This window comes from Hungatella sp. L36 (assembly GCF_014288035.1).
In genome coordinates this window covers 1,110,805-1,135,567 of record NZ_JACOPC010000001.1, presented here as the reverse complement: position 1 = coordinate 1,135,567, position 24,763 = coordinate 1,110,805, and the positions used below count along the sequence as shown (strand labels likewise).

General features: G+C 52.4%; 17 protein-coding genes. 5 read left to right on the top strand and 12 right to left on the bottom strand.

The window, feature by feature from the left end:
• Positions 1 to 53: 53 nt before the first annotated feature.
• The 6 genes from H8S80_RS04910 to H8S80_RS04885 form a co-directional block, all read right to left on the bottom strand.
• Positions 54 to 887 (bottom strand): carbohydrate ABC transporter permease, encoded by an 834-nt coding sequence (locus H8S80_RS04910; RefSeq protein ID WP_002600029.1) that lies wholly within the window; start codon positions 885 to 887, stop codon positions 54 to 56.
• The gene (locus H8S80_RS04905; protein WP_002600030.1) at positions 884 to 1,780 is read right to left on the bottom strand and encodes a carbohydrate ABC transporter permease; all 897 of its coding nucleotides are present in this window, start codon (positions 1,778 to 1,780) and stop codon (positions 884 to 886) included. Before H8S80_RS04905 ends, H8S80_RS04910 begins: the two co-directional genes overlap by 4 nt.
• Before the next feature lie 92 nt (positions 1,781 to 1,872).
• Positions 1,873 to 3,261, bottom strand: a complete 1,389-nt coding sequence (locus tag H8S80_RS04900) for an ABC transporter substrate-binding protein (protein ID WP_117630395.1) — start codon at positions 3,259 to 3,261, stop codon at positions 1,873 to 1,875.
• A 214-nt stretch (positions 3,262 to 3,475) separates the two neighbouring features.
• Entirely contained in the window at positions 3,476 to 5,032 is a 1,557-nt protein-coding gene (locus H8S80_RS04895) for a response regulator transcription factor (protein ID WP_117630394.1), read from the bottom strand.
• The gene (locus H8S80_RS04890) at positions 5,029 to 6,804 is read right to left on the bottom strand and encodes a sensor histidine kinase (protein WP_117630393.1); all 1,776 of its coding nucleotides are present in this window, start codon (positions 6,802 to 6,804) and stop codon (positions 5,029 to 5,031) included. The genes H8S80_RS04895 and H8S80_RS04890 overlap by 4 nt, the downstream gene beginning before the upstream one ends.
• Positions 6,805 to 6,873: 69 nt before the next feature.
• Positions 6,874 to 7,638, bottom strand: coding sequence for a GntR family transcriptional regulator (locus H8S80_RS04885; protein WP_002600034.1), 765 nt, complete (start codon positions 7,636 to 7,638; stop codon positions 6,874 to 6,876).
• Between the two features lie 355 nt (positions 7,639 to 7,993).
• Between H8S80_RS04885 and H8S80_RS04880 the strand changes: the two genes are divergently transcribed.
• Both H8S80_RS04880 and H8S80_RS04875 read left to right on the top strand, forming a co-directional pair.
• The gene (locus tag H8S80_RS04880; protein WP_117630392.1) at positions 7,994 to 9,307 is read left to right on the top strand and encodes an NCS2 family permease; all 1,314 of its coding nucleotides are present in this window, start codon (positions 7,994 to 7,996) and stop codon (positions 9,305 to 9,307) included.
• 11 nt (positions 9,308 to 9,318) lie between these two features.
• Positions 9,319 to 10,776: an amidohydrolase family protein gene (locus tag H8S80_RS04875; protein WP_187049039.1), complete on the top strand. Its 1,458-nt coding sequence runs from the start codon at positions 9,319 to 9,321 to the stop codon at positions 10,774 to 10,776.
• Between the two features lie 69 nt (positions 10,777 to 10,845).
• Here H8S80_RS04875 and H8S80_RS04870 read toward each other — a convergent pair whose 3' ends face one another.
• The 6 genes from H8S80_RS04870 to H8S80_RS04845 all read right to left on the bottom strand — a co-directional run bounded on the left by H8S80_RS04870 (position 10,846) and on the right by H8S80_RS04845 (position 19,002).
• Positions 10,846 to 12,558, bottom strand: a complete 1,713-nt coding sequence (locus tag H8S80_RS04870) for a DUF2264 domain-containing protein (RefSeq protein WP_117630390.1) — start codon at positions 12,556 to 12,558, stop codon at positions 10,846 to 10,848.
• Between the two features lie 16 nt (positions 12,559 to 12,574).
• Positions 12,575 to 13,756 (bottom strand): glycoside hydrolase family 88 protein, encoded by a 1,182-nt coding sequence (locus H8S80_RS04865; protein ID WP_117630389.1) that lies wholly within the window; start codon positions 13,754 to 13,756, stop codon positions 12,575 to 12,577.
• The gene (locus tag H8S80_RS04860) at positions 13,725 to 15,569 is read right to left on the bottom strand and encodes a glycoside hydrolase family 2 protein (RefSeq protein ID WP_117630388.1); all 1,845 of its coding nucleotides are present in this window, start codon (positions 15,567 to 15,569) and stop codon (positions 13,725 to 13,727) included. Before H8S80_RS04860 ends, H8S80_RS04865 begins: the two co-directional genes overlap by 32 nt.
• A 20-nt stretch (positions 15,570 to 15,589) precedes the next feature.
• Entirely contained in the window at positions 15,590 to 16,426 is an 837-nt protein-coding gene (locus H8S80_RS04855; RefSeq protein WP_002600040.1) for a carbohydrate ABC transporter permease, read from the bottom strand.
• 17 nt (positions 16,427 to 16,443) lie between these two features.
• On the bottom strand, positions 16,444 to 17,511 hold the full coding sequence (locus H8S80_RS04850) for an ABC transporter permease subunit (protein ID WP_029466135.1): 1,068 nt from the start codon (positions 17,509 to 17,511) through the stop codon (positions 16,444 to 16,446).
• A gap of 126 nt (positions 17,512 to 17,637) precedes the next feature.
• Complete coding sequence (locus H8S80_RS04845; RefSeq protein ID WP_110324940.1) at positions 17,638 to 19,002, bottom strand: ABC transporter substrate-binding protein; 1,365 nt, start codon at positions 19,000 to 19,002, stop codon at positions 17,638 to 17,640.
• A gap of 412 nt (positions 19,003 to 19,414) precedes the next feature.
• On the opposite strand from H8S80_RS04845, the gene H8S80_RS04840 reads away from it, so the two are divergent.
• From H8S80_RS04840 to H8S80_RS04830, 3 genes are read left to right on the top strand one after another with little or no spacing between them, the layout of a single operon-like run.
• Positions 19,415 to 21,316 carry a sensor histidine kinase gene (locus H8S80_RS04840; RefSeq protein WP_002600043.1) on the top strand — a complete coding sequence of 634 codons (1,902 nt, stop codon included), beginning with the start codon at positions 19,415 to 19,417 and terminating at the stop codon, positions 21,314 to 21,316.
• Positions 21,313 to 22,941, top strand: coding sequence for a response regulator (locus H8S80_RS04835; RefSeq protein ID WP_117630387.1), 1,629 nt, complete (start codon positions 21,313 to 21,315; stop codon positions 22,939 to 22,941). The genes H8S80_RS04840 and H8S80_RS04835 overlap by 4 nt, the downstream gene beginning before the upstream one ends.
• The gene (locus H8S80_RS04830; RefSeq protein ID WP_117630386.1) at positions 22,938 to 24,746 is read left to right on the top strand and encodes a heparinase II/III domain-containing protein; all 1,809 of its coding nucleotides are present in this window, start codon (positions 22,938 to 22,940) and stop codon (positions 24,744 to 24,746) included. Before H8S80_RS04835 ends, H8S80_RS04830 begins: the two co-directional genes overlap by 4 nt.
• The last annotated feature ends 17 nt before the right edge of the window (positions 24,747 to 24,763 follow it).

Sequence of the window (24,763 nt, the reverse complement as noted above, 5' to 3'; positions counted from 1 at the left end):
AGGGCCGTCCGGCAAAAGAATCCATCTCTTTTTTTACGATTTTCTGCACTTTCTTACTCTTTGACAGCACCGGCCGCAATTCCTGCCAGGATGTATTTCTGGAAGAACAGATAGATCACGATCGTCGGCAGCATAATGATGATGATTCCTGCCGCCAGATTCTGCCAGGACCCCTGCTGCGCGTTGGCATAATTCATCAGGAACGTGGTCAGCGTCCGCAGCTTGTTCTTCGGCATATAGAGGTAAGGAATGTACATGTCGTTGATGATGGTGATTGCCTTGATGATCACGACCGTAGCTGTGGCCGGAGCCAGCAGCGGGAAAATAATCCTCGTAAACAGGCCGAAATACGAACAGCCATCCAGCAGGGCGCTCTCATCTAAGGATACGGGAAGCGTGGAGATGAACTGGCGGTAAATGTAAAGCTGCATCAGGTCTGAAGCCACATAGATGACGATCGGCGCTCCCAGCGTGTTATACAGCCCCAGGCCGTTGATGATCTTGAAACGGGCGATCTCCGTGACAAAGCTTGGAATCAGCATCCCCAGGAAAAACAGGCTCATGATCAGATTTTTAAACCGGAATTGAAACCGTTCCAGAATAAATGCCGTAATCGTACCGAACAATACGTTGAAAAAAATACTGAAAACGAGTATGATTCCCGTATTTTTAAAGCCAATCAACAGGTATTTGTCCCCCAAAACCTTCTGGAAATTATCCGTGGTCACACGGCTGAACGGAGGCAGTAGCAAGGGAGATGTATTGACCATATCCGCCTTCGTCTTAAACGCGGCAAACAGGGTTAAAAGGATCGGCGCCAGCACGATGGATACCATGCAGAGGCAGATCACCTGTTTTACAATTTGCTGCAGTGTACGCTGTTTCATCCTTTCTTCCCTCCTTTCAAAACGACTCCGTGGATAATCTTATTCTGAACCACGTAAATGACGACGATCATGATCATAATAGCCACCGCCATGGTGGATGCCAGACCGAAGTTGCTGTATTTGAACGCCGTATCGATAGTATAGAGTGTGAAGGTCGAAGATGCATATCCCGGGCCGCCGCTGGTCATAACGTAAGGAATATCGAATACCTGAAGCGCGCCGCGGATATTGTCAAACAGGACGAAATCCACCATCAGCATAATGGCAGGTATCTGAATGTATTTGAACATCTGCCATGCGCTCGCTCCGTCGACTCTGGCCGCCTCCTGGACATCCTGGGGAAGGGACTGGAGAGCCGCCATGAACAGGATCACATGATAGCCGGAGAATCGCCATAAGGACACGCCCGCCAGGACGAAGTTCACGATCTTCGGATCGGAGAGCCAGTTTCTGATGAGCGGTTCTAAGTGAAACAGGGTGAGGATCTCATCGAAGGCTCCGTTGATCGGTGAAAAGAAGTAGGAAAATGCGTAGGAAATCGCCACGCCGTTGATAATATAAGGCATAAAGACCATGGTCTTATAGAATTTTGAGGCGCGGAGCTTTGAGGTCAGCAGGACGGCAAACATCAGCTCAACAGGGATAAAGAGCAGATGGCCAAAGAAATAGACCGCGTTGTTTCTAAGTGACTGCCAGAGATCCTTGTTTTTCAGCATGTCAAAATAGTTGCCGATGCCGATGTAATCGTATGTCTTCGAATAGCCGTCCCAGTTGGTGAAGCTCATTCGGATCAGATCGAAGGCCGGAACCACCACGAAGCCGATAAGCAGGGCCATGGGGATTACCAGGGAACTGATGATAAATATCTTTTTCTGTCTTTCCAGTGAATTCATAACTACCTCCCGGATTGTATTGATTTTACGGAATTTTGGGTATAAAAAGGATGGGGCGTCTGTACGGAAACCCCATCCCCTGTTACAGAGTCTTATTTAATTCCAAGTTTTGTTCTTGCTTCCGCCCATTTTGTATTCAAAGTATCGAGTTCTGTCTTTAAATCAAAACCTTCCGTAAACATCTGAGCTCCCAGCTTCTTGTAATCGAAGGCGATCTCATTCTGAATTGCCTGGAAATCATCTCCGCCGCCGTCGTACATAACCAGTTCCATATCTGGCTGCAGCGCGTCTGCTTCTGCCAGGATCGGATCTTTTTCCTTCGGGAAATTCGTCATGGAGGAGGCGCTGGTTACGTAGCCTATGTATCCCGGATACCAGTCTTCACTGTAGAACCACTCCACAAATGCCTTTGCCAGCTCCGGATTCTTGCTGTGAGTCGTCACGCCCATGAAGGAGTCGCCCTGTACAATCACGCGGAACGGATCATCGGTGGTATTTCTGACCGGAAGATAGAAGGTTCCCAGTTCGGAGTAGTCGTCCGTACCGGTCTGAATGTTCTGTAAGCCCCAGTCTCCAAGAGCCAGGATCGCCGCTTTCTTCTGTGCGAACAGCGCCGTCACCTGATCGTTGCCCATACCAAGAGGATCTTTTCCAAATACATTCATATCAAACAGTTCATTGACCTTTGTGTAAGCCTTGTTGATATCCGAGCCCTCTGAAAACGGTGCGTCGGTCTTTGCCATGTCGTTCCAGTTCTGGCCGTTGCCGCCCTCTAATGCAGGCATAAATTCCATATAAGGGTAATCCGGCCATTCATCCTTCGCTCCCAGGGCAATCGCCATGAAATCCGGGTTTTCTTTTCCGTAGTAATCCTGAAGTGTCTGAGCCGTCTGCTCGAATTCACTCCATGTCGTCGGCACCGTCACACCGGCTTCCTTAAACATGTCTTTCCAATAAAATACGTATTCGTAACCGGCTGTCATAGGAACGCCCAGGATCTTGCCGTCCATGGCATAGCCTGCCGCCAGTTCATTGTTCTTCGCCGCGTCCAGATCCGATAAATCAACCAGATAATCTTTGAATCTCGATAAGGTAAATGGTTTGTTGAACATTACGTCCGGAAGCTGGTTGGCGGAAGTACGCATCTTCATGGCATTCCAGTACTCGGAATCGTCCTTGATCTTCTCTACTTCGATTTCCGCATCCGGATACTTCTCCTGGAACTTGCCGACCATGTCGTTCTGATCAATGTAGTCCATCAGGTTGTTGTCCCAGATAGCAAATACAAGGCTTCCCTTTAAATCTGCCTTGGCCGCCTCCGTCTCAGGAGCCGCCGTTGTATCCGCCTGTCCGCCTGCTGCCGTTGTCGTGTCGGCTGCCGGTGCCTTTTCTGTCTCTTTCGAGGACGCCGTGGAGCAGCCTGTCGCTGATCCCACTACCATAGCCGCGCAAAGTCCTAATGCCGCAATCTGTTTCTTCATGTTTCTTACCTCCCTAGTTATGAGCACTTGGCTGTCGTCTTTTGACCGCTTACGTGCGATACATGTCATCTCCACTCAGCGTGCCCCGTTTTATCGGGTATAGCGAGGTTCTTTCGAGCTTAGTGGAGTGGCTTAGTTGATGGTTCCAGTTTACCATTTTCTTCCACGCATCTCCATGAACTAAGGTTTGAAAACTTGATATATCGTTAGGTCTTTATTTTCGGTAAGCGCCCGGGCTGACCTGGCAGATCTTTTTAAATACCCTTGTAAAATGTTCCACACTGTTGTACCCCACGCTCTGGCTGATCTCATAAATTTTCAAATCGGTCTGCTCCATCAGCTCCCTGGCCTTCCGGATCCGCACCTCCGTTAAGTAGTTGCTGAAGGTCATCCCCTCCTCCTTCGTAAATCTGGAACTGAAGTATTTCTCATTTAAGCCCACATACCCGGCCACGCTTCCCAGCGTCAGCTCCGGGTTGGCGTAGTTATCCATAATAAAACGCTTCGCCCGGCTCATCATATCCGCCTGGCGGCGGTCGTTCTGATGGGCCGCGTAATCCATCACCCACCGGAAATAATTGTTGAGCCACAGCTCCAGACTCCCCATCTCCTCGAGGCGTCCGATCTTCTCGTAATAGTTCACCTTTTCCGCAAACAGCGCGCCGATATCGTCATGGCTCTCGTTCAGGATCCAGGCCAGATTACAGATGAGATAGAGAAGCTCCTGCTTTGCCGAGGAAAGCCCGTTCCGGTAGAACGCCGCAATGAGCTTCTGCTTCTCCTCCGAAACCGCCATCTCATCCGCAGTCAACAGCCCCACCGCCAGACGTTTATACCGTACGAAGGCGTCCTTTGCCGCCAGATAATCCACGCTTCCCCTCTCCCACGGGCTGCACACCGCCGCCTTTCCCTTCAGCCAGTGAAGGGAGAGCCATCCGCCTGCTTCCTCGAACCTGGCCAGGAAATCTCCCGCCCCGTTTCCCTTCGTACTGATGCCCGCGGAGACTGGAAGGTTTAAGAAATTATTCCAGACACTGCACAGCTGCCTGCATGTGGAGACCACATTGTCCTGGTACTGGGCGCCATCGGAGATCCGGTAGAGCATCACATAGCGGGAGGGCGAGATCGTCCCCAGCACGCACCGGGAAGCGACACGCGGAATCTGAGCCGCAAACTCCAGCAGGGGCCTGATCAGTTCTCCCTCAAAGTCGCCGGCAAATCTCCCTGCATGCTTCTGAAATTCATCGATCTCAAACTGCACCACCAGGTAGTCTCCATCAAAAAATGATTCATCCAGCTCACATTTTCCCATGGCCATGGCGCTCAGGCGCTCGGAGTCGGATATCGTTTCCCTGCTTTCTTCCGTTCCGGGCTGTCTTCCGGCCTCGTCTTCACTCTCCCATTCCTCGCTCAGCCCTTTCAGCATATTTTTCAGCAGTTCCCCGTTTAAGTCGGCCTTGAGCAGATAATCGCAGGCGCCAAGCCGGAAGGCATCCCGAACCAGCTTGAAGTCATCGTATCCGCTGAGCACCAGAACCTTCGGCATAACCTCAAAACGGCTGACCGCCTCCAATAGCCCGATCCCGTCGAGAACCGGCATCTTCATATCGCTGATGATTAAATCCACGGTGTGATCCTTTAAATATGCCAGTGCCGCCTCACCATGGATGGCGTCCGCCACAATCTGAAAGCCCATCTCCTCCCAGTTAATGAGAGAACGAAGGGTGATTCGGATGATGGTGTCGTCGTCTACTATCAGTACCTTCCTCATATATGCCCCTCCTTCGTCTCCGCCGGCATACGCAGCACCGTCTCCGTATACTTCCCGACCTCACTCCGGATCTTCAGCGCGCATTCATCTCCGTAGTTTAAAACGAGGCGCGTGTTGACATTGGTCACTCCGATGCTCACATAATCTTCATTTCCCGCAGTTTCATTCGACAGCAGCCGGCGGATCTCCTCCTCCGTCATTCCCTTTCCGTTGTCACGTACCGTTACGTACAGATATGTGTCCTCGAGACGGGCCTTCACCGTAATCAGCCCCAGCTCCTCTTCCAGTCCGGAGAAGCCGTGAACGATGGAATTCTCCACAATCGGCTGGAGAATCAGCCTCGGAACCATGCACGCACCGCAATTCTCCCCGATCTCGTATTCGATCTCGAAGCCGTCGGAGTACCGGATCTTCATGAGGTAGATAAAGCCGTCCAGCACCTCCAGTTCCTCGTTTAAGGTATAGAAACCGACATTGCTCCGGAACGAGCAGGACAGAATCTTAATTAATGCCTCCGCCATCCTGGCGATCGCCTCATATCTGGAGACCTGCGCGATAAAGCGGATAGAATTTAACGAATTTACCAGAAAATGAGGGTTGATCTGCGACTGCAGCGCCCGGATCTCCGCCTCGTGCTTCTTCTGCTGTTCCTCCTCATTCTCCTGAATCAGCTGCTTCAGCCGCCTCGTCATGCGGTTGAAGGAATGGATCATGACACGCAGCTCAGCCTGTCCTACAGGCACCACATGGACATCCAGCCTGCCCTCTTCCACCAGCCTCATTCCTTCCACCGTGTTGTGGATGGGGTCGATGATATTCTTTAAAAAGTAGCTGGAAAATATATAGAACAGTCCAAACAGAACGACCGTTACCGCCACGATCGCCGCGGCAGTCCGGTTGAAATCCCGTGTCAGCAGTTCGGAATCGACCACACTGACAGCGAGGAGTCCCGTCACCGGCTCCTCAGAAATGACGTAAACGTAATTTTTTCCATCCAGCTTATGGTGCAGTTCCGTCTCTCCTCCTGAAACAATCTCCGGAATAAAGAAGCGCATGCCGTCGGCCACATCAAAGACCGGCGTTCCGTCGGGATTTAAGAGCATGGTAATTCCCAGCAGCTTCTCTTTGTTGTACTCCTTAATTAAGTTCCCTGTCTGGGAGGAGACGAACAGGGCAGTCATCTCCACCACATTATCGCGGTCCACATCGATCCCGGGGGAAAGCCCGGCCACAATGGTCAGCGTATGGGCCTTTCTGGAGGTCGCCACGTTCCTGTCGTAGAAGCCAACCTTTACCATGTTCTTATCGTTCAAGGCCTGCTGATACCAGTCCGACGCTTTGATCTCCTCATCTGGAAGAATGATATCGTCCTTCATATAGGTAGATCCCCCATCCTTCATATAAAAGATGGCGGACAGAATATCCTGCACCGGAACCATGGCAAAGTTAAAGGATTCCGACAGCATAAGCATCGCACTGTACCGCTTCGCAAAGTCCTGCGTATCGGTCATCGCCGCTATTTTCATGATTTCGTTGTCATTGACATAGACAAAATGGGACAGCCGCAGGGAGACATCCTTCACCTCGCCGCCCAGTGTGGCAATGATATTGTCCTGGGCGCGCTTAATGCCGCGGGTCGCGGAATCGACCATCATCGTGCGGATGATGGCGCTGGAAATGATGATGATAAGCAGAATGGGGATGACAATGAGGGCAAGAAACGTGTGATAATAAGAAGCCTTTAAATTCTTCTTTTTATTCAGCCACATCATGTCCCGCCCTCCGGTTCTGCCATTTTTTGTAAATAGTATTTCATATTATACAATACTGAAATTATAAAATCAATAAAATGGTTCGTATTTATACGCCTTCTTCCGTATCATGTTATACTCGATTACCTCCGTGTCAACGTAGGTATGAGAATAGACAAACGGCGTATCCGTCTTATCGTAATTAATGCCCTTCAGAAGAAGAAACGGGTGACACTCCTCTCCGCTTAAACCGGCCGGCCCGTTGATCTCCGGAAACTGCCGGTTGGTCACCGTCTGGATTCTCATGGTATCCCACATCGCCTTCCTTCCCTTGTACCGGTAAAGATAATCGAATATGGACAGCTCCGGGTTAAAGAAGCTCTGCATCTGCTCCCTGGTAAGCTGCTCCTTCGGGAAATGATCGATACAGTACATGGAAAACCTGTCCCCCGCAAAAAATGTCTTCTTTACGGCGACCATAGTCTCCCCCAATGACACGCCAAGTGATGAGACGGCTTCTTCCCCGGCCGCCTCCGTGATGACGCCTTCCACCCGCACATCGGGCGTCCTTCCGCCCTTGCGTATGATGTTCTCATACAGCTCGGGAACGGCCAGGTTAAAGGCGATCCTTCTTGCCATGGGATTGACATACGTTCCGCTCCCATGCCTGGAAAATATACGCCCTTCCATCTCCAGCTCCTTAAGCGCCGACCGGATGGTGACCCGGCTCACCCCGAACATAGTGCTTAACTTTTCTTCAGAAGGAAGCCTGTTTCCCTTTTCCAGGTCCATAGACTGGATGTACTCCATCAACTTCTTTTTTACCTGCTGCTTTAAACTGCTCTCCTGCCCCACTGTGCGCCTCCGCTCTTCTCCTGCCGCTATTCGGAGTATAGTATACCATAAACTGAAAATTCAGGAAAGACTTCCTAACATGTTTCACCATTTCCGCCTGTATTTTTATGCATTCCGAAAAGTGGTAATACCATTTTTTCCGAAGTGGTAATACCACTTTTCTCTTTCTACAGTTTTTGCCTCCTTCCCCTTCTATTTTTTGTTATATTGTACAGAAAATAATGTTATTCTCTTTGTTTTATTGACTTTTTTGTGCATTCGTTCTATCCTGAAAGTAAATCAACAGAAATTTCGCGAATTTTCTGATTTTTCACACGTTACTTCACTCTTTTACAGTATCAGAAAGGATAAAATCATGAATCAACTAAACGAAGCTTTAGATTCCTTTTTTCATTTAAAAGAACGTGGAACCACGGTCCGGACGGAACTGGTGGCCGGAGCGACCTCCTTCATGACACTCGCTTTCTTAATTGCAGTCCATCCCTCCATCATGGCCAGCTGCGGAATGGACAAAGGGGCCATGGCCACGGTCACCATCGTCAGCGCCATGATATTCACCCTGATCTGCGGCTTATACTGCAACATCCCCTTCGTCCTCGCCACAGCCATGGGCAGCAACGCGCTGATCGCCTACTCCATCGTCGGAGCCGGCATCACGACCTGGCAGGTCGCGCTGGGAATGAATTTTATCTCCGGTGTCATCTTCGTCATCATCAGCGTATGCAATATCCGTGAAATGGTGGTAAAGGTCATACCGAAGGGACTTAAGATCACCATGGGCGCGGCGGTCGGTATGTTTATCACGGCGACCGGCATGTCCAACGTCAAGCTGATCCGCATCAATGATTCCGGCTTTTTAAAGCTGGGAGATTTACACAGCCCGGAAATCATTCTGACCGGAATCACCCTGCTGCTCATCCTGGCCTTCACCTCCAGAAAGATGAAATCCGGTCTCCTGCTGGCCATGGTCATCGGAACCGTAATCGGCATCCCCATGGGGCTTACCACCGTTCCCAGCCATTTGATCAGTATGCCGCCTTCCATGGCTCCGGTTGCATTTAAGCTGGATATCCCTGGAGCGTTAAAACTCGTCTATGTGCCGTTTATTCTCGCCTTCTTCATGGGAGACTTTTTCTCCACTGTAGGCAATCTGTTCGGCATCGGCTCCAAGGCCAACCTACTGGATGAGGAGGGCAACTTCCCGGATATCAAGAAGCCCTTTATCGTTGACGCCGTAGGCACCTGTGTCGGCACCGTCATGGGAACCAACACGGTCACCATATACGCCCAGTCCGCCGCCGGGGTAGAAGCCGGAGGAAGAACCGGACTCACCGCCGTGGGCTGCGCCATCTGTCTGGGACTGGCCCTGTTCTTTACCCCGGTCGCCCTGATGGTTCCCAACAGCGTATCCTCGGCCGCTCTGATCACCATCGGCTTAGGCATGCTCACCTGTATGGAGAAGCTGGACTACTCTGATTTCACGGAGTATATGCCGGCCTTCGCCTCCGTGATGGGAACCGCCTATACCTACAATATTGCCACGGGACTGACCCTGGGCATCATTACCTGTGTCATCACCAAACTCGCTGCCGGTAAGGCAAAGGAGCTGCATCCTGCCATCTATATCATTGCGGTTCCCCTGCTCTACTATCTGATAGCGCTCGCATAAGGAGGCGTTCCATGGGAGTCACTCTGTTTAAAAACTGCAAATTTCTCTTTGGCGGAGCCGATCCGGAGTCTGTCTCCACCGGCCTTTCCGTCGCGGTAGAGGATGACAGGATTCTGTTTCTGGGAACTGAAAAAGAGTATTACGAACAGCATCCGGAGAAAAGCTTGCCCACCGTCATTGACTGTACGGATAAGCTTGTCATGCCGGGGCTGGTGGATGGCCACAATCATCTGTGCAACACACTCATGAATATTTCCAGGGCGTTTCCCTTCGATTACAGCCATATCTCGGATCACATGCTCACCACCATACACGATCCCTATGGGTGGCTGACGCCGGAAAGCCTGTACGACATCACCATGACTTCGGCCATCAACGCATTAAAACACGGAACTACGACCGTGGAGAACAGCACTATCCTGCCGGACACCGCCTATGAGGCCATGGATACCAGCGGCATACGCGGCATTCTGGCTCCTCAGATGGCTTCCTCCTTCCGTCTGGATTCAGATCCTCTGAACTGGAAGCAGGCACTGGAAAAGACGAAGTCCTGCATTGAACATTACCACAATCCAAAACGCCGCATGTCGGTGGCCGTACATATTCATGACCTGTGGGACTGTATGGAAAAGCTGATGGACGGCGCGCTGGAGCTGGCGGAGCAGTATGACACCCGGTTCGTCACCCATTTCTGGGAATTTCAGAACGCCGTGGAACGGGCTGACGAGATGTGGAGGGACGACGGCGGCGCCTTCTCCCACTACATGAAAAAGGGACTGATCACCTCCCGCAGCGTGCTCTTCCACGGCTCCATGCTCCGGGAACCGGAGATCGAGGCCATCGCCGGGACCGGCGCTTCCATCATACATAATCCCGATATCAACGGCACCAACTGCGGAAACTGCGCCTACGTTCCCTACATGCTGAAAAACGGTATCAATGTCGGACTCGGAAGCGATTACGGCTCCCTGGACGCCATGTCGGCCATGAAGCTGATGCTCATCGTGCACAACATCATGCCGCGGGCTGAACGGGTTCTCCCCTATCAGGCTCCATTTTACGCAGCCACCATGGGAAGTGCCCGCGCATACGGCCTCGATCAGGAGATCGGTTCCATCGAGCCGGGCAAGAAGGCAGATATCATTACCATTGATTTAAAGAAAGCGCCTCATCTGCTGCCCCTGTGCACCAGCCTTCTGGAGGTCAGTCCGGAACTTCTCTACTTCCTCTTCACCCGGAACTGCGCCGGGACGACCACCAGCGAGACCATGGTGGACGGGAAGCTCCTTCGCCGGGATGGGAAATTCCTAAACCTGGATGAGGAAAAATTCGTCAAGAAGACCTTTGACTGGACGGAACGGTGCATGACCGATCTAATGGAAAAGCACCGGTTCGGAGAACATTACGCCCGAATCATCCACCCGGATTTTATGAAGGATGGGGATATCACCTGGGACGTGCTGAATTAAATTCTGACTTATCCACAAAAATATGGCCGCAGCATCAGCGGATTCCTATCGCTGATACTGCGGCCGCTATTATTCTTCTTTCACAAAAGTTTCCACCCTCGTCTCCAGCCGCACCTTCTCCCCCTTGCGGATCTTATAGGCTACCGCAGGGATAGACGTGTTGGCGTAAAGCACATTCGTATTGGGATCGGCTCCGATCACGACGCCGGCCGCCTCCGGGCCTTCGCCGGATACGGTACAGCCCTGTTTCCTCCAGGCTGCGGCGGCTGTCTTTCCTTCTGCCGACTCTCCGTACCCTTCTGTAAATTTCTCCACGGCAAAACCGCAGTCATAGGCCGTGCAGTCATAGTCGCTCTCCACCTCATGGATCCGCATGTGGCCATACTCCGTCGGCACCACGACCGAAGTCACCCGGATTCCCGGGAACGGCTGCCAGTCGCTGACTACCCGGTCCGCAAAGATATGGTACGATTCACTTACCTTCCTGACAAACACGTAATCATCGCCGTCAATCACGAAGGCCAGAGCAGAATCCGGCGCATTCTCATGGAGCACGATCTGGCTGCGCGCCACGGAAAAACCGAATTTCGTGGAATACGCGAACTTGGAGTATTTCTCCGGCACATGGCCGTGTCCGTATTTCTCACAGACTCCGGCCGGGTAGGCGATTACATCTCTTCCGCGCCGGTGTACGATCATATTGGCCTGGAGCATCATTTTCACCTCTGGCAGAGCCGGAAGCGGTGCGGCCTCCGTGCTCCAGAATGGGTGGTCATCCGGAAGCGCCAGACACAGAAGCGTCTTCATTCCCCAGTACGGCGACCCCGGCGCATTGTAGCGCTCCGCCATGATTAAATTCGGATACGCGTAACCGATGGTCAGCACGCCGTCCCGGTCAAAGATCTTCTGTTCGCACCACCAGTTCAAATGGCGGGCGAGAATTCCCTTTACTACAGCCACGGGAATGTCATCGAGGCCGGCAAACACATAGGCCGCCCAGAACGCCGCCTCGCCAAACCGGTAGGATAAGCTCCTTCCATAGGGAAGCGCCGCCCCATCCCCATCGAACCAGCAGATGAAATCCCCGGCGAAGATTCTGGCCCGTTCCCGGAAGCGGGCGCACCGTTCCGGGTCCTCATCCGCCATGGCCACGGAATACAAAAGCCCGTAGTAATGCATGGCAAATGAGATATAGTAATCCTTCTGCCCCGACGCACCGTCCCGGTACCAGCCGTCTTCCAGATAGTAGCTTTCGATCTTATCCAGGCCGGACTTCAGATTATCCGCGTCGTAGCGGCAGCCGTTTTTCTTAAGAGCCACATTGACCAGAATCATAAAAAACTGCCAGTTGCAGTCCGGTATGATGTGCTCGTTAATCGCGTAAAGCCAGTCCGCCAGATGCTTCTGCCCTTTTGCCCCGAGGGGCTCCCAGACCTTCTCCGGAGTAAAGATCATCCCGCTTGCAATTGCCGCCATCTCCACGAACCTCTGGTCATAATCCGTAAAGCCGCCCCAGTATTCCGGATGCGCCGGGTCTGTTCCGTTCCTAAGCCCCTTCTGATAGATTTCCTCAAAGGAGCCGTTTACTCCGCCGCCCTTCCAGAAGGGAACCAGGGCCCACAGCGGCCGGGAAAATGCCTCCATCTCGATGCTGACCTCCGGATAGGTCACGCCGCTGTCTCCCAGATGCAGACGGGCGCCGCCCGCGCTGTATAATGGTTTTAGGGGATTCAGGACGGAGAACATCCAATCCCTGAAATCCTGTTTCGTCTCTAATCTCATGTTCTTTTTTCCTCCTCTACCAGTATGGGTTCCAGTCTTTCGAGAGTCTCGTCAGCGCTTCCATATAGAAGTAATCGCCCCAGATGTTGCACTCGTCAACGCCCTCCGGCGTACACGTGTTATACGGAGATTTCTTGGAGTAGGTGCTGTGAAGAACCAGGCCGTTCGACTCCGCCCCGCTCTTTACCGCGTAATTTTCCACCACGGACTTCATGATTTTCTTTGCTATGGAGGTGTAGTATTTTGCATCCTCTCCATTTAAATATTTCGCCATTTCCAGCATTCCGCAGGCGGCGATGGAGGCAGAGGAGGAATCCCGCGGCTCCCCGGAACCGTCTCCGAATTCCAGATCCCAGTACGGTACGAGATCTTCCGGCAGATGGTCCAGAAAATATCCTGTCACATGCTTAAAATCGCTGATATACGCTTCCCGCTTCGTATACCGGTAAGCCATCGCCGTGCCGTAGACGCCCCACGCCTGGCCTCTGGCCCATGCGGAGCCATCCCGGTATCCCTGGCAGGTCGCCCCGTGATCCGGCTCTCCCGTCTCCATATTCATGAAAAAGGTGTGCCACGTGGAGTAATCCTCCCGAATGACATTGGCGATCGCCGTATGGATATGCTTCTCCGCAATATCCCGGTATTTAGCGTCCCCGGTCTCCTCCGACGCCCAATAGAGCAGGGGCAGATTCAGAAGACAGTCGATGATAAACCGATAGTTCTCCGGCTGATCCATCGGCCCCCACGCCTGGATAAATTCCCCGGTCGGATGGTATCTGGTGATCAGCTGGTCCGCCGCCATGACAGCCGCCCGTTTTCCCTGCCCGCTTCCGGTCAGCTTGTATCCGGCGACGCAGGAAGGGCTGTAGAGAAAGCCCATGTCGTGATGGTCCACGTCCGCCTTCGTCTCGATTCTCTTATAAAAGCTGTCGATCTGAATCGCTCCTGCTTCCTTCAGAGCCTCGTCCCTGCTCCATTCATATGCCAGCCATATCTGGCCGGTCCAGAAGCCCGTCGTCCAGTTGACATTGGGTGTCGGCCGGTAGAAGCCCTCCTCGCTGTACGCCTTCTTGAAGGAATGCGTAAATTCCTTTAAATTCTCCTTCACCTGTCCGGCGGCAAAATCCATAGCCTGACGGCACGCCTCCCCGGACAGCTCATTCTTTTCATTCAGACGTCTGATCGTATCCGCATTCATGTTTTAAAACCTCCTCGTAGTAGTTCTGCATCAGATAAAACGCCGGTTTCTTCCGGCTCCTGTCCTCTGTGATCAGTCCCTTGATGTTATATCCCTTCTGGTACTTTCCCAGCCGCTTCGGCGTGCGGAAATCAAACAGGATCCAGGGCGTTGTCCCCTGAATATACGGAATCCTCCGGAACACGGCGATCTGGTTTTCGTAGATCTCCTCCTGTTCCTTCACAGATCCTCTGACAGGGCTTTTAACTTCCCTCTCCTCTGCCTCAAACGACCCATCCGCGCCGAATTCGCTGATGATGACCGGCTTTTCCGGCGCCGACTGTTCCAGTATGGTGCTCAGTTTGGTGTAGTCCGGATCGTACCAGCCGTAATATTCATTGAGTCCGATCACATCCAGATGCGCCTCCAGCCGGTCCGCAATCCGCAGATTCACGGTATCCACCAGACAGGCCGCAGAGATCAGCCTGGACGGATCGGAACGCCTGGCATACTCCGCTAAGTCCGCCATGAAGCGGTACCGCTCATCCGTATCCGGATTCTCATTACCAACGGACCAGATGATGACGCTGGCCCTGTTTGCATCCCGTTTCATCATCTCACTCAGCTGGCTTTTCGCCTGTCCAAAGGTATCCGGATTCCCAAAGTCGATCCACCAGTACACGGGGATCTCCTCCCACAGAAGAAGGCCTTCCTCGTCGGCCAGCCGCGCCGCCCAATCCGTATGGGGATAATGGGCCAGACGGACGAAATTGCAGTTCATCTCCCTGGCCAGGCGGAAGGCTTCCCGTATCTCCTCCTTCGTTACCGCCTTTCCATGGTCCCTGGAGTCCTCATGGAGGCAGACACCTCGCAGGAACAGGGGCCTGCCGTTCAAGCGTATGGAACGGCCCGCCGTCTCAATGGTACGGAAACCGACACGGTCCGAGATCCGGTCGGAAGCCCGGTTCTCCCCGTCATATAAAGTCAGCCGGACGTTGTAGAGCCGGGGATTTTCGGGGCTCCACAGCTCCAGCTCCGGAACCTTGAGTTTCAGCCGGCCCGTTCCGTCGGGGCCGAAATCCATGATTTCACAGACTCCGATCTCCGGTATCTCAAAAAATGCATTGTAATCCGGCGATATACTGCCGGCTGCCACCGCTTCCACTGTAATTTCCCGCTCTCTTCTTCCACTCAGTCTCACCTTCATATCCTGAATAAAGACCTCCGGAAGACGAACGAGTGTTACGCTCCTGTAGATTCCTCCATACGGAAACCAGTCCGTGTTAAGCGAAGGCACATCCGCCTGATGCCTGGTCCCATCCGCCACGACGATCAGCCGGTTATCCGCTCCCTCCTTCAGACTCTCTGTCGCCTCCACGCAGAAAGGCGTGGAACCGCCTCTGTGAACGCCGAGAAAACAGCCGTTTAGGAACACCCTCGCCTCACCGGCCACCGCTCCGAACCGGATGAACACCCGCTCATTTCCCCGGCTTCCATAAGAAAACCGGCGGCTGTAAACCGCCGGTCCCTCATAGTAGAAATACTCCGGTTTTGCGAGATTAAAGACACCGGGAACCGGTACGGTCTCCCAGTCGTCGAAAGCATAGTCAAGGGGTACCGCGCACCCTTCTGCATTCGTCCCCTCCTCCAGAAACCATTTGGCCCGGAGGCAGTTATCGTATAGGTCCACGGAGAAATTCCAGAGCCCATCCAGACTCTCTTCCTCTCTCCCTCCCTGCATAATCAGGCTTTCCGCCCCGATTAAGGGAGCGGAATAAGCGTTTTTGTATGCCTCGTTGTGAATATTGTCCACGAAATTTTTAATCTCTTCCATTGAAACCAGTCCTTTCCCGATCAGCCCTTTACGCCAGTCGCCGCGATGCCTTCCACAAAATACTGCTGCAGTGTCAGGAACACGATCAGAACTGGAATTAAAGACAGTACGGAGGCCGCCATGATCAGGCCGTATTCAGAGCTGTACTGGCTTAAGAACATTTTTAATCCCAGCTGAAGGGTCTTCTTGGCTTCCGTTTTTAAGTAGATGAGCGGCCCTAAGAAGTCATTCCAGGTGTTGACGAAGGTGAAGATCGTCAGTGTGGAGAGCGCGGGCTTGGAGAGCGGGAGCATGATCTTCGCCCAGATCTGATATTCGTTCATACCGTCGATCCTGGCCGCCTCACAGAGCTCATCCGGAATTCCCTGGTAGAACTGTCTCATCATGAACACACCGAAGGCAGAGAATGCCTGGAGGCAGATGATCGCCAGATGCGTATCGTTGAGTCCGAAGCTTCTCATCATCATGAACTGCGGAACCATGTATACCTGCCACGGAACGGCGATGGTTGCGATATAAGCCAGGAACAGCCCGTTCTTATGCTTGAAATTCAGTTTTGCAAATGCATACGCTGCGAAGCTGCTGGTGAGCAGCTGTAAACATGTGACGATTAAAGTGATCTTGACCGTATTTACGACGAATTTCATAAGAGGAATCTTCGTCCAGATATCTATGTAGTTTTTCCATCTCGGATTCTCCGGTATCCACTGAATCGGGAAAATAAATACATCCTTATCCAGCTTTAAGGAGGCTGACACCATCCATGCAAACGGTACCAGCATAAGGAATGCAAAGACGATCAGGACTGCATAGAGGATAACCCGGCTGATCTTATAATTTGTGCTTTGTACTTTCATTTTTCTTCCTGCCCTCCTTAATTCGCATACTTCTTCTCACCACGGAACTGGATCAGCGTGATGACAAGGACCATCAGGAACAATACCATGGCGACCGCGCTGGCATATCCCAGATTCCAGTTACGGAACGCTTCCTCGTAAATATGGTAGACGAGAACCATGGCTGAGGAGCTGACAACGCCGTTGGAACCGCCGGCCAGCATGTATACGATATCGTAAACCTTGAAACAGTTAATCGTTAAAATAATCGTGACAAAGAACGTCGTCGGCTGCAGCTGCGGCCATGTGATGTAGCGGAAACGCTGAAGGGAATTGGCCCCGTCTAAGCTGGCCGCTTCATAAAGCTCGGCGTTGATTCCCTGTAAACCAGCTAAATAGATGACCATGTAATAGCCCATGTTCTTCCATACGGAAAACAGTACGATGGTGAACATGACCCAGTGGGGGTCGGCCGCCCATTTCGGCAGGCTCTTCGCAGATACGCCCAACTGATATAAAATCATGTTGATGGGACCGCTCTTCTGGGGACTGAAAAGCATGTTCCATACGGCGGCTACGGCCACCAGCGACGCTACATAGGGGAAGAAGCTGACAGTACGGAAGAAATTCCGTCCCTTGACCTTCTGATTTAACAGGACCGCCAGCCCCAGCGCGCAGGCCAGGGTAAACGGCACCGTCGCGAGACAGTAGACGATCGTATTGATAAAGGACGACCGGAATCTGGCGTTTCCTGCCATCTGTATAAAATTCTTTAGTCCTGCGAACTCCATGGGGCTGTTGCCATCCCATTTCATAAATGCCAGCACGAAGGCAAAGATAATCGGTCCCAAAGTAAATACCGCGAATCCGATGAAGTTGGGAGCAATAAAGGAATATGCCACCATGTCTCTCTTTTCCTGTCTGGTAAAACGCTCTCCCGTGCGCACCTTCTTAATCTTCTCTTCTGTCGTCTCGATCTGGGAGATCAGTTTGTTTCTCTTATGTGACTGTTCTGTATTTTTAAGCTCGCGCTCCAGAGCCTCACGCCTTGTGAGCAGCGCAGCAATTTTTTCGTTTTTCTGTGCTTCTGTCATTGTCTTAGCCACCGGCTTTTCCTCCTTTTTACCATTTACCATTCCACAATTCGTTTCAAATTCAGAGGGGATTCTTTAAATGAGGCGGGCTTTTATTCTGCCCGCCTCTTGATGTTGCCTGATTGTCGTCTGCGCTTTTTATTCAGCCAGGATAGCGCTTACCTGCTCATCCATCTGTGCGATTCCGTCATCGACAGACATGCTTCCTGTCATGATGGCATCATGTGCTTCGTTCAGTGCGGTCTCAATCTCAGAGCTCTTCGGATGTACCGGCATTTCCAGATACAGATTTGCAGTATTTAACGCGTCTACACTGGTTTCGTCGTCCTTCGGGAAGCCTTCCGTTGCAGATACCAGGTTCGCCACTTCGTCTGTCATAACAGCCGGGATTGTTCCTGTTGCTGCGAGAACCTCTGCGCCTTCTGCTCCGCTTACGAAGTTTACGAACTCCCAGGCCAGATCTTTATGAGGTGCGTTGGTCGGGATTGCGAGGGAGGTGATGGTTGCCAGTGTGGAACCAGCCTCTACGCCGTCAGCATGAGGATACTTTGCAATTCCCCAGTTTGTGCAGTCTGTGTACTCGCCTGTTTTGATCTTCTCGATCAGTGTGGAGATGAACCAGGTTCCCATGTTCATCATCGCTACGTTGCCCTGGGCAAATGCGCCGGAGTAATGAAGGCCGCTGGTCTTTAAGGTTGCATAATCCTGGCATACGCCGTCTTCCTGCTCTGCAAGAACCATGTCGTAGTATGGCTTTAAGAACTCATACTTTCCGTCCAGAATCGTATTCTTTCCATCCAGGATACCGAACAGCTGAACTGCGGATCTCCATGTGTGGTAGTGAGCGCCGTATACTTCCTGGCCTGGGGTATCGACGGTTACGGATCTGGCCAGCTTATCATACTCATCGAATGTCATGTCGTTGGTCGGATAGGCAACTCCTGCCTTGTCAAATACGTCCTTGTTGTAGAACAGCACCCAGAAGTCATTTCTGAATGGAAGCTCGTATAACTTGCCGTCTACCGTGATCTGATCGGTAAGTCCCTTGTACTGAGCCAAATCCACACCGGAATCTGATATGTAGCTGTCGAGAGGCTCCAGCACGCCCTTGTTCACCAGAGTCATGTAGCCTGGAACGTCCTTTACGGTTACTACGTCGAAGTCGGAACCATTGCCTGTAAGCTCTGTGGCAAGTACAGTCTGGTAATCGGTGGATCCCAAATCTACCATTTCAATGGTGACATCCGGGTGAGCCTTCTCGAACTCATCGATAAGCGGCTGGTAGTAGGTCGTGGAGCTGATATCCCAGACAGACCACTTAAGAGTTGTCTTATCTCCAGAGGCCGCTGCCGTCGTGTCCGCCGGTGCCTCTGCCTTCGTTGTCGTCTCCGTGGTTGTTCCTTCCGGTGCAGCCGTTGTTTCCTTGCTGCTGCTTCCGCAACCAGCCAGTGTGGTAACTGCCATCACTCCTGCAAGTGCGAGACTTAATGCTCTTTTTTTCATTGTATTCCCTCCTGATTTGAATTTGGTAAATCTCATCTGTCTGTGATTTACTATGCCTAAATTATAACCGGACCGCCGGCTGAAAAGAATGGATTTTATCTCATAAAATATTCATTATTTATTCACAATTATTTCATAAACCCCTTGGCAATGTAATTTTTTACGATTAATAATACAATTTCTCTATTGTATACATATTGCATTGTTTTTCGTAAAGTACCATTCTATTTTTTATTCAATTCGCCTTATGGGCGAATTGGTGCGAGCGCCCGCCATGTCCGCATGGCATGGTGCCTTTGGGCGCTCTGCACATCCGCCGGAGGCTTCAACAGCCGTTATTCGGGTGTTGACAATTTACAATAAATAGTCTAATTTTGTATATAGAAATCTGTAGAGAGAGGAATTCATCCTTATGATAAAGAAATTTCTTCCCAGTTCCATCCGCGGAAAAATCATGGCCGTAACGGCGGCGATCACGGTTCTGATCGCAGTCATCACCATGGCAGTCTGCTACTCCGTATTCCAGTCTTTTCTTATGAAAAACCAGATTCAGTCCACGGAATTCAACCTTTCCGTCGTCAGCAGCAACATGGCAGAGGATATGAAGGAGATCGTCACCTTCACCAAATGGTGCTGCTCCAACAGCGAGGTCGGCCACTATCTGGAACGGCTGAAGGACCAGCCGAAGCTCCCAACGGCTTCCAAGGACACCGAGGGCCTGCGCCCGCTGGCGCTGACCGCTTACAAACGTCTGAATGAGGAATACATAACCTCCGGGAGTGCCGGCGGCAAGAAGTATATGGCCCGTGTCATCATCTCCACTCCCAATACCGGGAATTTCCTGCAGTCCATGACCAGCGCCAATTACTCCAGCTCCTTCGACGCCGCGCGGGTCAGCAAAAGCAGCTTCTTCGCTCCTCTGTTTGAAAGCCCCGACTTTCGATGGATCGGGGTGGTGGACGATCCGATCTCCAATGCCAATCACGAGAAGATCATCCCCATCGTGCGCCCCGTGTATGACGAATACAGCCTGGAGATCATCGGCTGGACCTATGTGGAGGTCTCCTCCCGCCTGTTCACGGACTACCTGGCTTCCTATCCTCAGGCCAGCGACAGCCAGCTGTTTTTGACCATCGGGGACAAGACCTACGGTTCCTCCAGCAGCACCTGGTCCGATCCCGCCATGCCCTATACCGATTTTAAGCCTGTGACCGGCACTGCCACACTGGATTCCGGCACGCAGGTATTTTCCGTGGTCTCCCCCAATGGGGAAAAACGGATGCTGGTCCGGCGTCCTGTCGAGGTGGAGGGAGCCGACGGCTGGTATCTCTCCCAGGTTTTATCCCGGCAGCAGTTTAACCAGCAGCGCGTGGTCTACCTCCTGCTGATTGTCGGAATCAGCGCAGCCATCATCTCCCTCGGCTGTCTGCTGACCATTCTCTTAAACAAGATCATCAGCCAGCCCATCAGACGGCTCAGCTTAAAGATTGACGCCATCGCAGACGGAGATTTCTCCAGGGACAGTGAGATCGAATGGAACCACGAGCTGGGCTCCATCGGCCGCGGCATCAACAATATGTCGGAAAATATCGTAACCCTGATGGACAAGCGGGTGGCGGACGAAAAGCAGAAAAAAGATCTGGAATACCAGATTCTGCAAAGCCAGATCAATCCGCATTTCCTCTACAATACGCTGAATTCCATCAAATGGATGGCCACGATCCAGAATGCCACCGGCATCGCCGACATGACGACGGCTCTCGCCAGGCTGTTAAAAAGCGTCTCCAAGGGAACCTCATCCATGGTCACACTGCGGGAAGAGCTGGATCTCGTCAAGGATTATTTTCTTATTCAGCAGTATCGGTATGGCGGAAGCATTACCATGGACTACCACATCGAATCGGAGGAGCTTTACGGCTGCGAGATCCACCGTTTCACCCTGCAGCCAATCATCGAGAATGCGCTGTTCCACGGGATCGAGCCGAAGGGAACCGCCGGTGCCATCACGGTATCCGCAGAATCCGGCACCATGAACGGAAAGAAAGTGCTGAAGATCAGCGTGACCGACAACGGAATCGGCATGACCCGGGAGACCATCGATTCCGTGCTTCACGAGGAAGACAACCCCGGCAAAAACAAGACCGATTTCTTCCGTCACGTGGGAATCAGCAACGTAAACCGGAGAATCCAGTACGATTTCGGACCGGAATACGGAATCACCATTGTCAGCGAACCGGGCGTCTATACGACCATGACGATCGTACGCCCTTATATCAACCAATCTGAAAGGAAGAAAGATGAGGATCTGCTATGATAAAATTACTGATTGTAGATGATGAGCCGCTGGTTCAGATCGGAATCAAGTCCATGATAAACTGGGAGGAATACGGAATCGAGGTCTGCGGCACCGCCATGAACGGCGCCAATGCGCTGGATTTAATTGAGGAATATTCTCCGGAGATCGTCATCACCGACATCCGTATGCCCATCATGAACGGGCTGGAGCTTGCAAAGACCTGCCGTGAAAAATACGGAAGAATTCCTCTCTTCATCTTTCTGACCAGCTACGAGGAATTTCAGCTGATCAAGGAGGCCATGACCTACGAGGCCGTCGATTACTTAATCAAGCTGGAACTGAGCGCTGACTCCCTGGCAGAGGCCGTGAAGAAGGCGAAAAACCGTCTGGAAAACCTTCAGGCCGTCGTAAAGGCCAAAGACCCCGGCCGCCCCCTGCTCCAGAGCTACTATGATAAATTCATCCTGCGCCTGCTGCACAATCTCTTCGACACGGAAGAACAGTTCCATCTCCAGGCGAAGGATTTGAAGCTGACCTTCACGGACGCCTGCTACTGCGCCGCCCTGTTTGAGATACGCGAGGAATCCCACGGCTCCATGGACCATGCCAAGCTGATGAATCTCTGCAGCAGCACCTATTCCATGGCCCGGGATATTTTGAACAAGCACGTTCCCTGCTATGCCATCTCTCTCGACATGAAGCACTTTGCAGTGATTTTCCACGTTCAGAAGCCGGAGAACCTAAGCGGCGCCCAGCTTCAGAGCGCAGTCAAAAATGCGGTGGAAATGGTTCACAACTACTTTAACGTCACCGTGCTGGCCGGGATCGGCAGTCCGGTGGAACAGCCCTTAAAGATCTGCGAATCCTACCAGGACGCCAGACAGGCCTTCGGCCGGACCAAAAGCACAGCCCCGATCATCCAGTTTTCCCAGGATGACACCCAGTCCGTCAAGAACGCGTTCAACATCGCCGTATTTAAAAATGACATCACCAAGGCTTTCGACGAATTCGACACCGACGTCCTCTACCGGACGCTTTCCGAGATCATCGAGCTGTTCAGGGCGCATCCCCTCCGCTTCCTGCAGGCGGTGGACGGGGCCTGCAATATCCTCTACTTAGCGCTCTCCCTTCTCCCCGACGGAGAGGAAAACATGATGGAGATCTTTTCCTCCTACAGCGACGGCTACCGTTCCATCTACCGTTTTACCAGTGTGGATCAGATCATCGAATGGATGATCATCCTGCGGGACGGCTTATGCGAGGTGCTAAAATCCAAGAGAAAGACGTATAAGGCCCACGTCATCACCAACGTGCAGAAGTACATAGGCAGCCACGTGAGCGAGCGCCTCTCCTTAAATGAGGTAGCCGGCGTCTTCGGTCTCAGCCCCAACTATTTGAGCATTTTATTTAAGAAAAACTGTCAGGTCGGCTTCTCCGAGTATATCTCCCAGGCCAAGATCGCAAAGGCCAAAAGCATGCTCTTAGAGCAGGACATGAAGATCTACGAGGTGGCGGACAGGCTGGGCTTTGAAAGCGCCTTTTATTTCAGCAAGGTATTTAAAAAAGTGGAGGGCATCTCTCCGCGTGAATATATACAGCAAAACACCATCGGACCCGATGGAGAACAAGGAGACACATTATGATTACAGAAGCAGCAAAAACTCTCACTGATTCACTCAGGCTTTTCACGCCCTGCCCGCCGGCGGCCGACAGGGAATGCTGGGAGAAGCTCCCGGAAGACTTGAAAGCCCGCCTGATAAGAAATGGAGAAGCCTATCTCCACTACGAATATCCCGCCTTAACCGCCGTGGATTTCATGGAATTTACACGCAGCGGAAACAGAAGCCGCTACCAGGACAGGCTCTTCGCCAGACGGACCGCTTTAGACAGCCTGGTTCTCGCGGAATGTGCAGAACACCGCGGCCGTTTCCTCGACGACATTATCAACGGACTTTACCTGATCTGTGAGGAAAATGCATGGCAGCTTCCTGCTCACAACTCCTATATCCGTGATACGCCCCAGTTTCCCCTTCCTGACGTCACAAGGCCCGTCATCGACTTATTCGCCGCCGAGACCGCTTCCGTCCTTGCCGTGGCGGAATACCTGCTGCGCAGCGAATTAAAAGAGGTAAGCCCCTTCCTCTCCGTCATGATCGACCACGAACTGGAGACACGGATCTTCACGCCCTATCTGAGCGAACATTTCTGGTGGATGGGGGATGGAAAGAGCCATATGAACAACTGGACGGTCTGGTGCACCCAGAACGTGCTGCTCTCCGCCTTTACCCGGCCTCTTCCGAAAGAGACACAGACCGAGATTCTTACCAAAGCGGCCGGAAGCATCGACTATTTCCTGGCTGAGTACGGCGAGGACGGCTGCTGCGATGAGGGCGCCCAGTATTACCGCCACGCAGGGCTCTGCCTCTTCGGCTGCCTTGAAATCCTGAACGGAATCACGGATCATGCCTTCTCCTTCGCCTGGGAGCAGGAAAAGATCAGAAATATTGCCTCCTACATCTTAAATGTGCACGTGGATACGGTCTATTACGTCAATTTCGCAGACTGCTCCCCCGTGGCCGGCCGCTGCAATGCCAGGGAATACCTGTTTGGAAAGCGCACCGGAAACCAGGCACTCATGGAGTTCGCGGCCTCCGATTACCAGAACAGCGAAGACCCGCTCACCCTGGACGAGCACAATCTTTTTTACCGGCTTCAGACCGTATTTTCCCATGAGGAGATGATGCAGTACGACAGGAATCCCGTGATCGTCCACCGGGACCTCTATTATGAAAGCGTCGGCCTCTTCATGGCCCGCGACAGCCGCCTCTATCTCGCCGTGAAGGGCGGAGACAACGACGACAGCCATAACCACAACGACGTCGGCAGCTTCACCATTTACAAGGACGGAAAGCCGCTCTTCATCGACGCCGGTGTGGAAACGTACACGAAGAAGACCTTCTCTCCCGACCGTTACGATATCTGGACCATGCAGTCCCGGTATCACAACCTGCCCACCTTCGTGGACCACGGCAGAGAGACGGTCCAGCAGGCCGGCGAGCAGTACTGCGCCGCGGATGTACGGTATGAACTGGGAGAGACAGCCTGCCGGATCTCCATGGATATCCGGCAGGCGTATCCCGACGACCGGATCCGTTCCTACACACGGGAGGCCGTGCTGGAAAAGGAAAAGTCCATCACTATCAGAGACCACTACGAGGGTGACGGCGGTACGGCCGTCCTGTCGCTCATGTTCTGCGAGAAGCCTGTCATTGATCAGAATACCATCCGAATCGGTGATCTGGCCGTCTGTGCAGTGGAAGGCGCTTCCTCCATCACCGTGGAAGAGATTCCAGTCACTGACGAGCGCCTGAAAACGGCCTGGAAGCACAATCTGTACCGCTGCCTCGTCACCATGGAGGCCCACGATCTGACTCTGACGATTGTTTAGAGCCTTGCACCGATAAC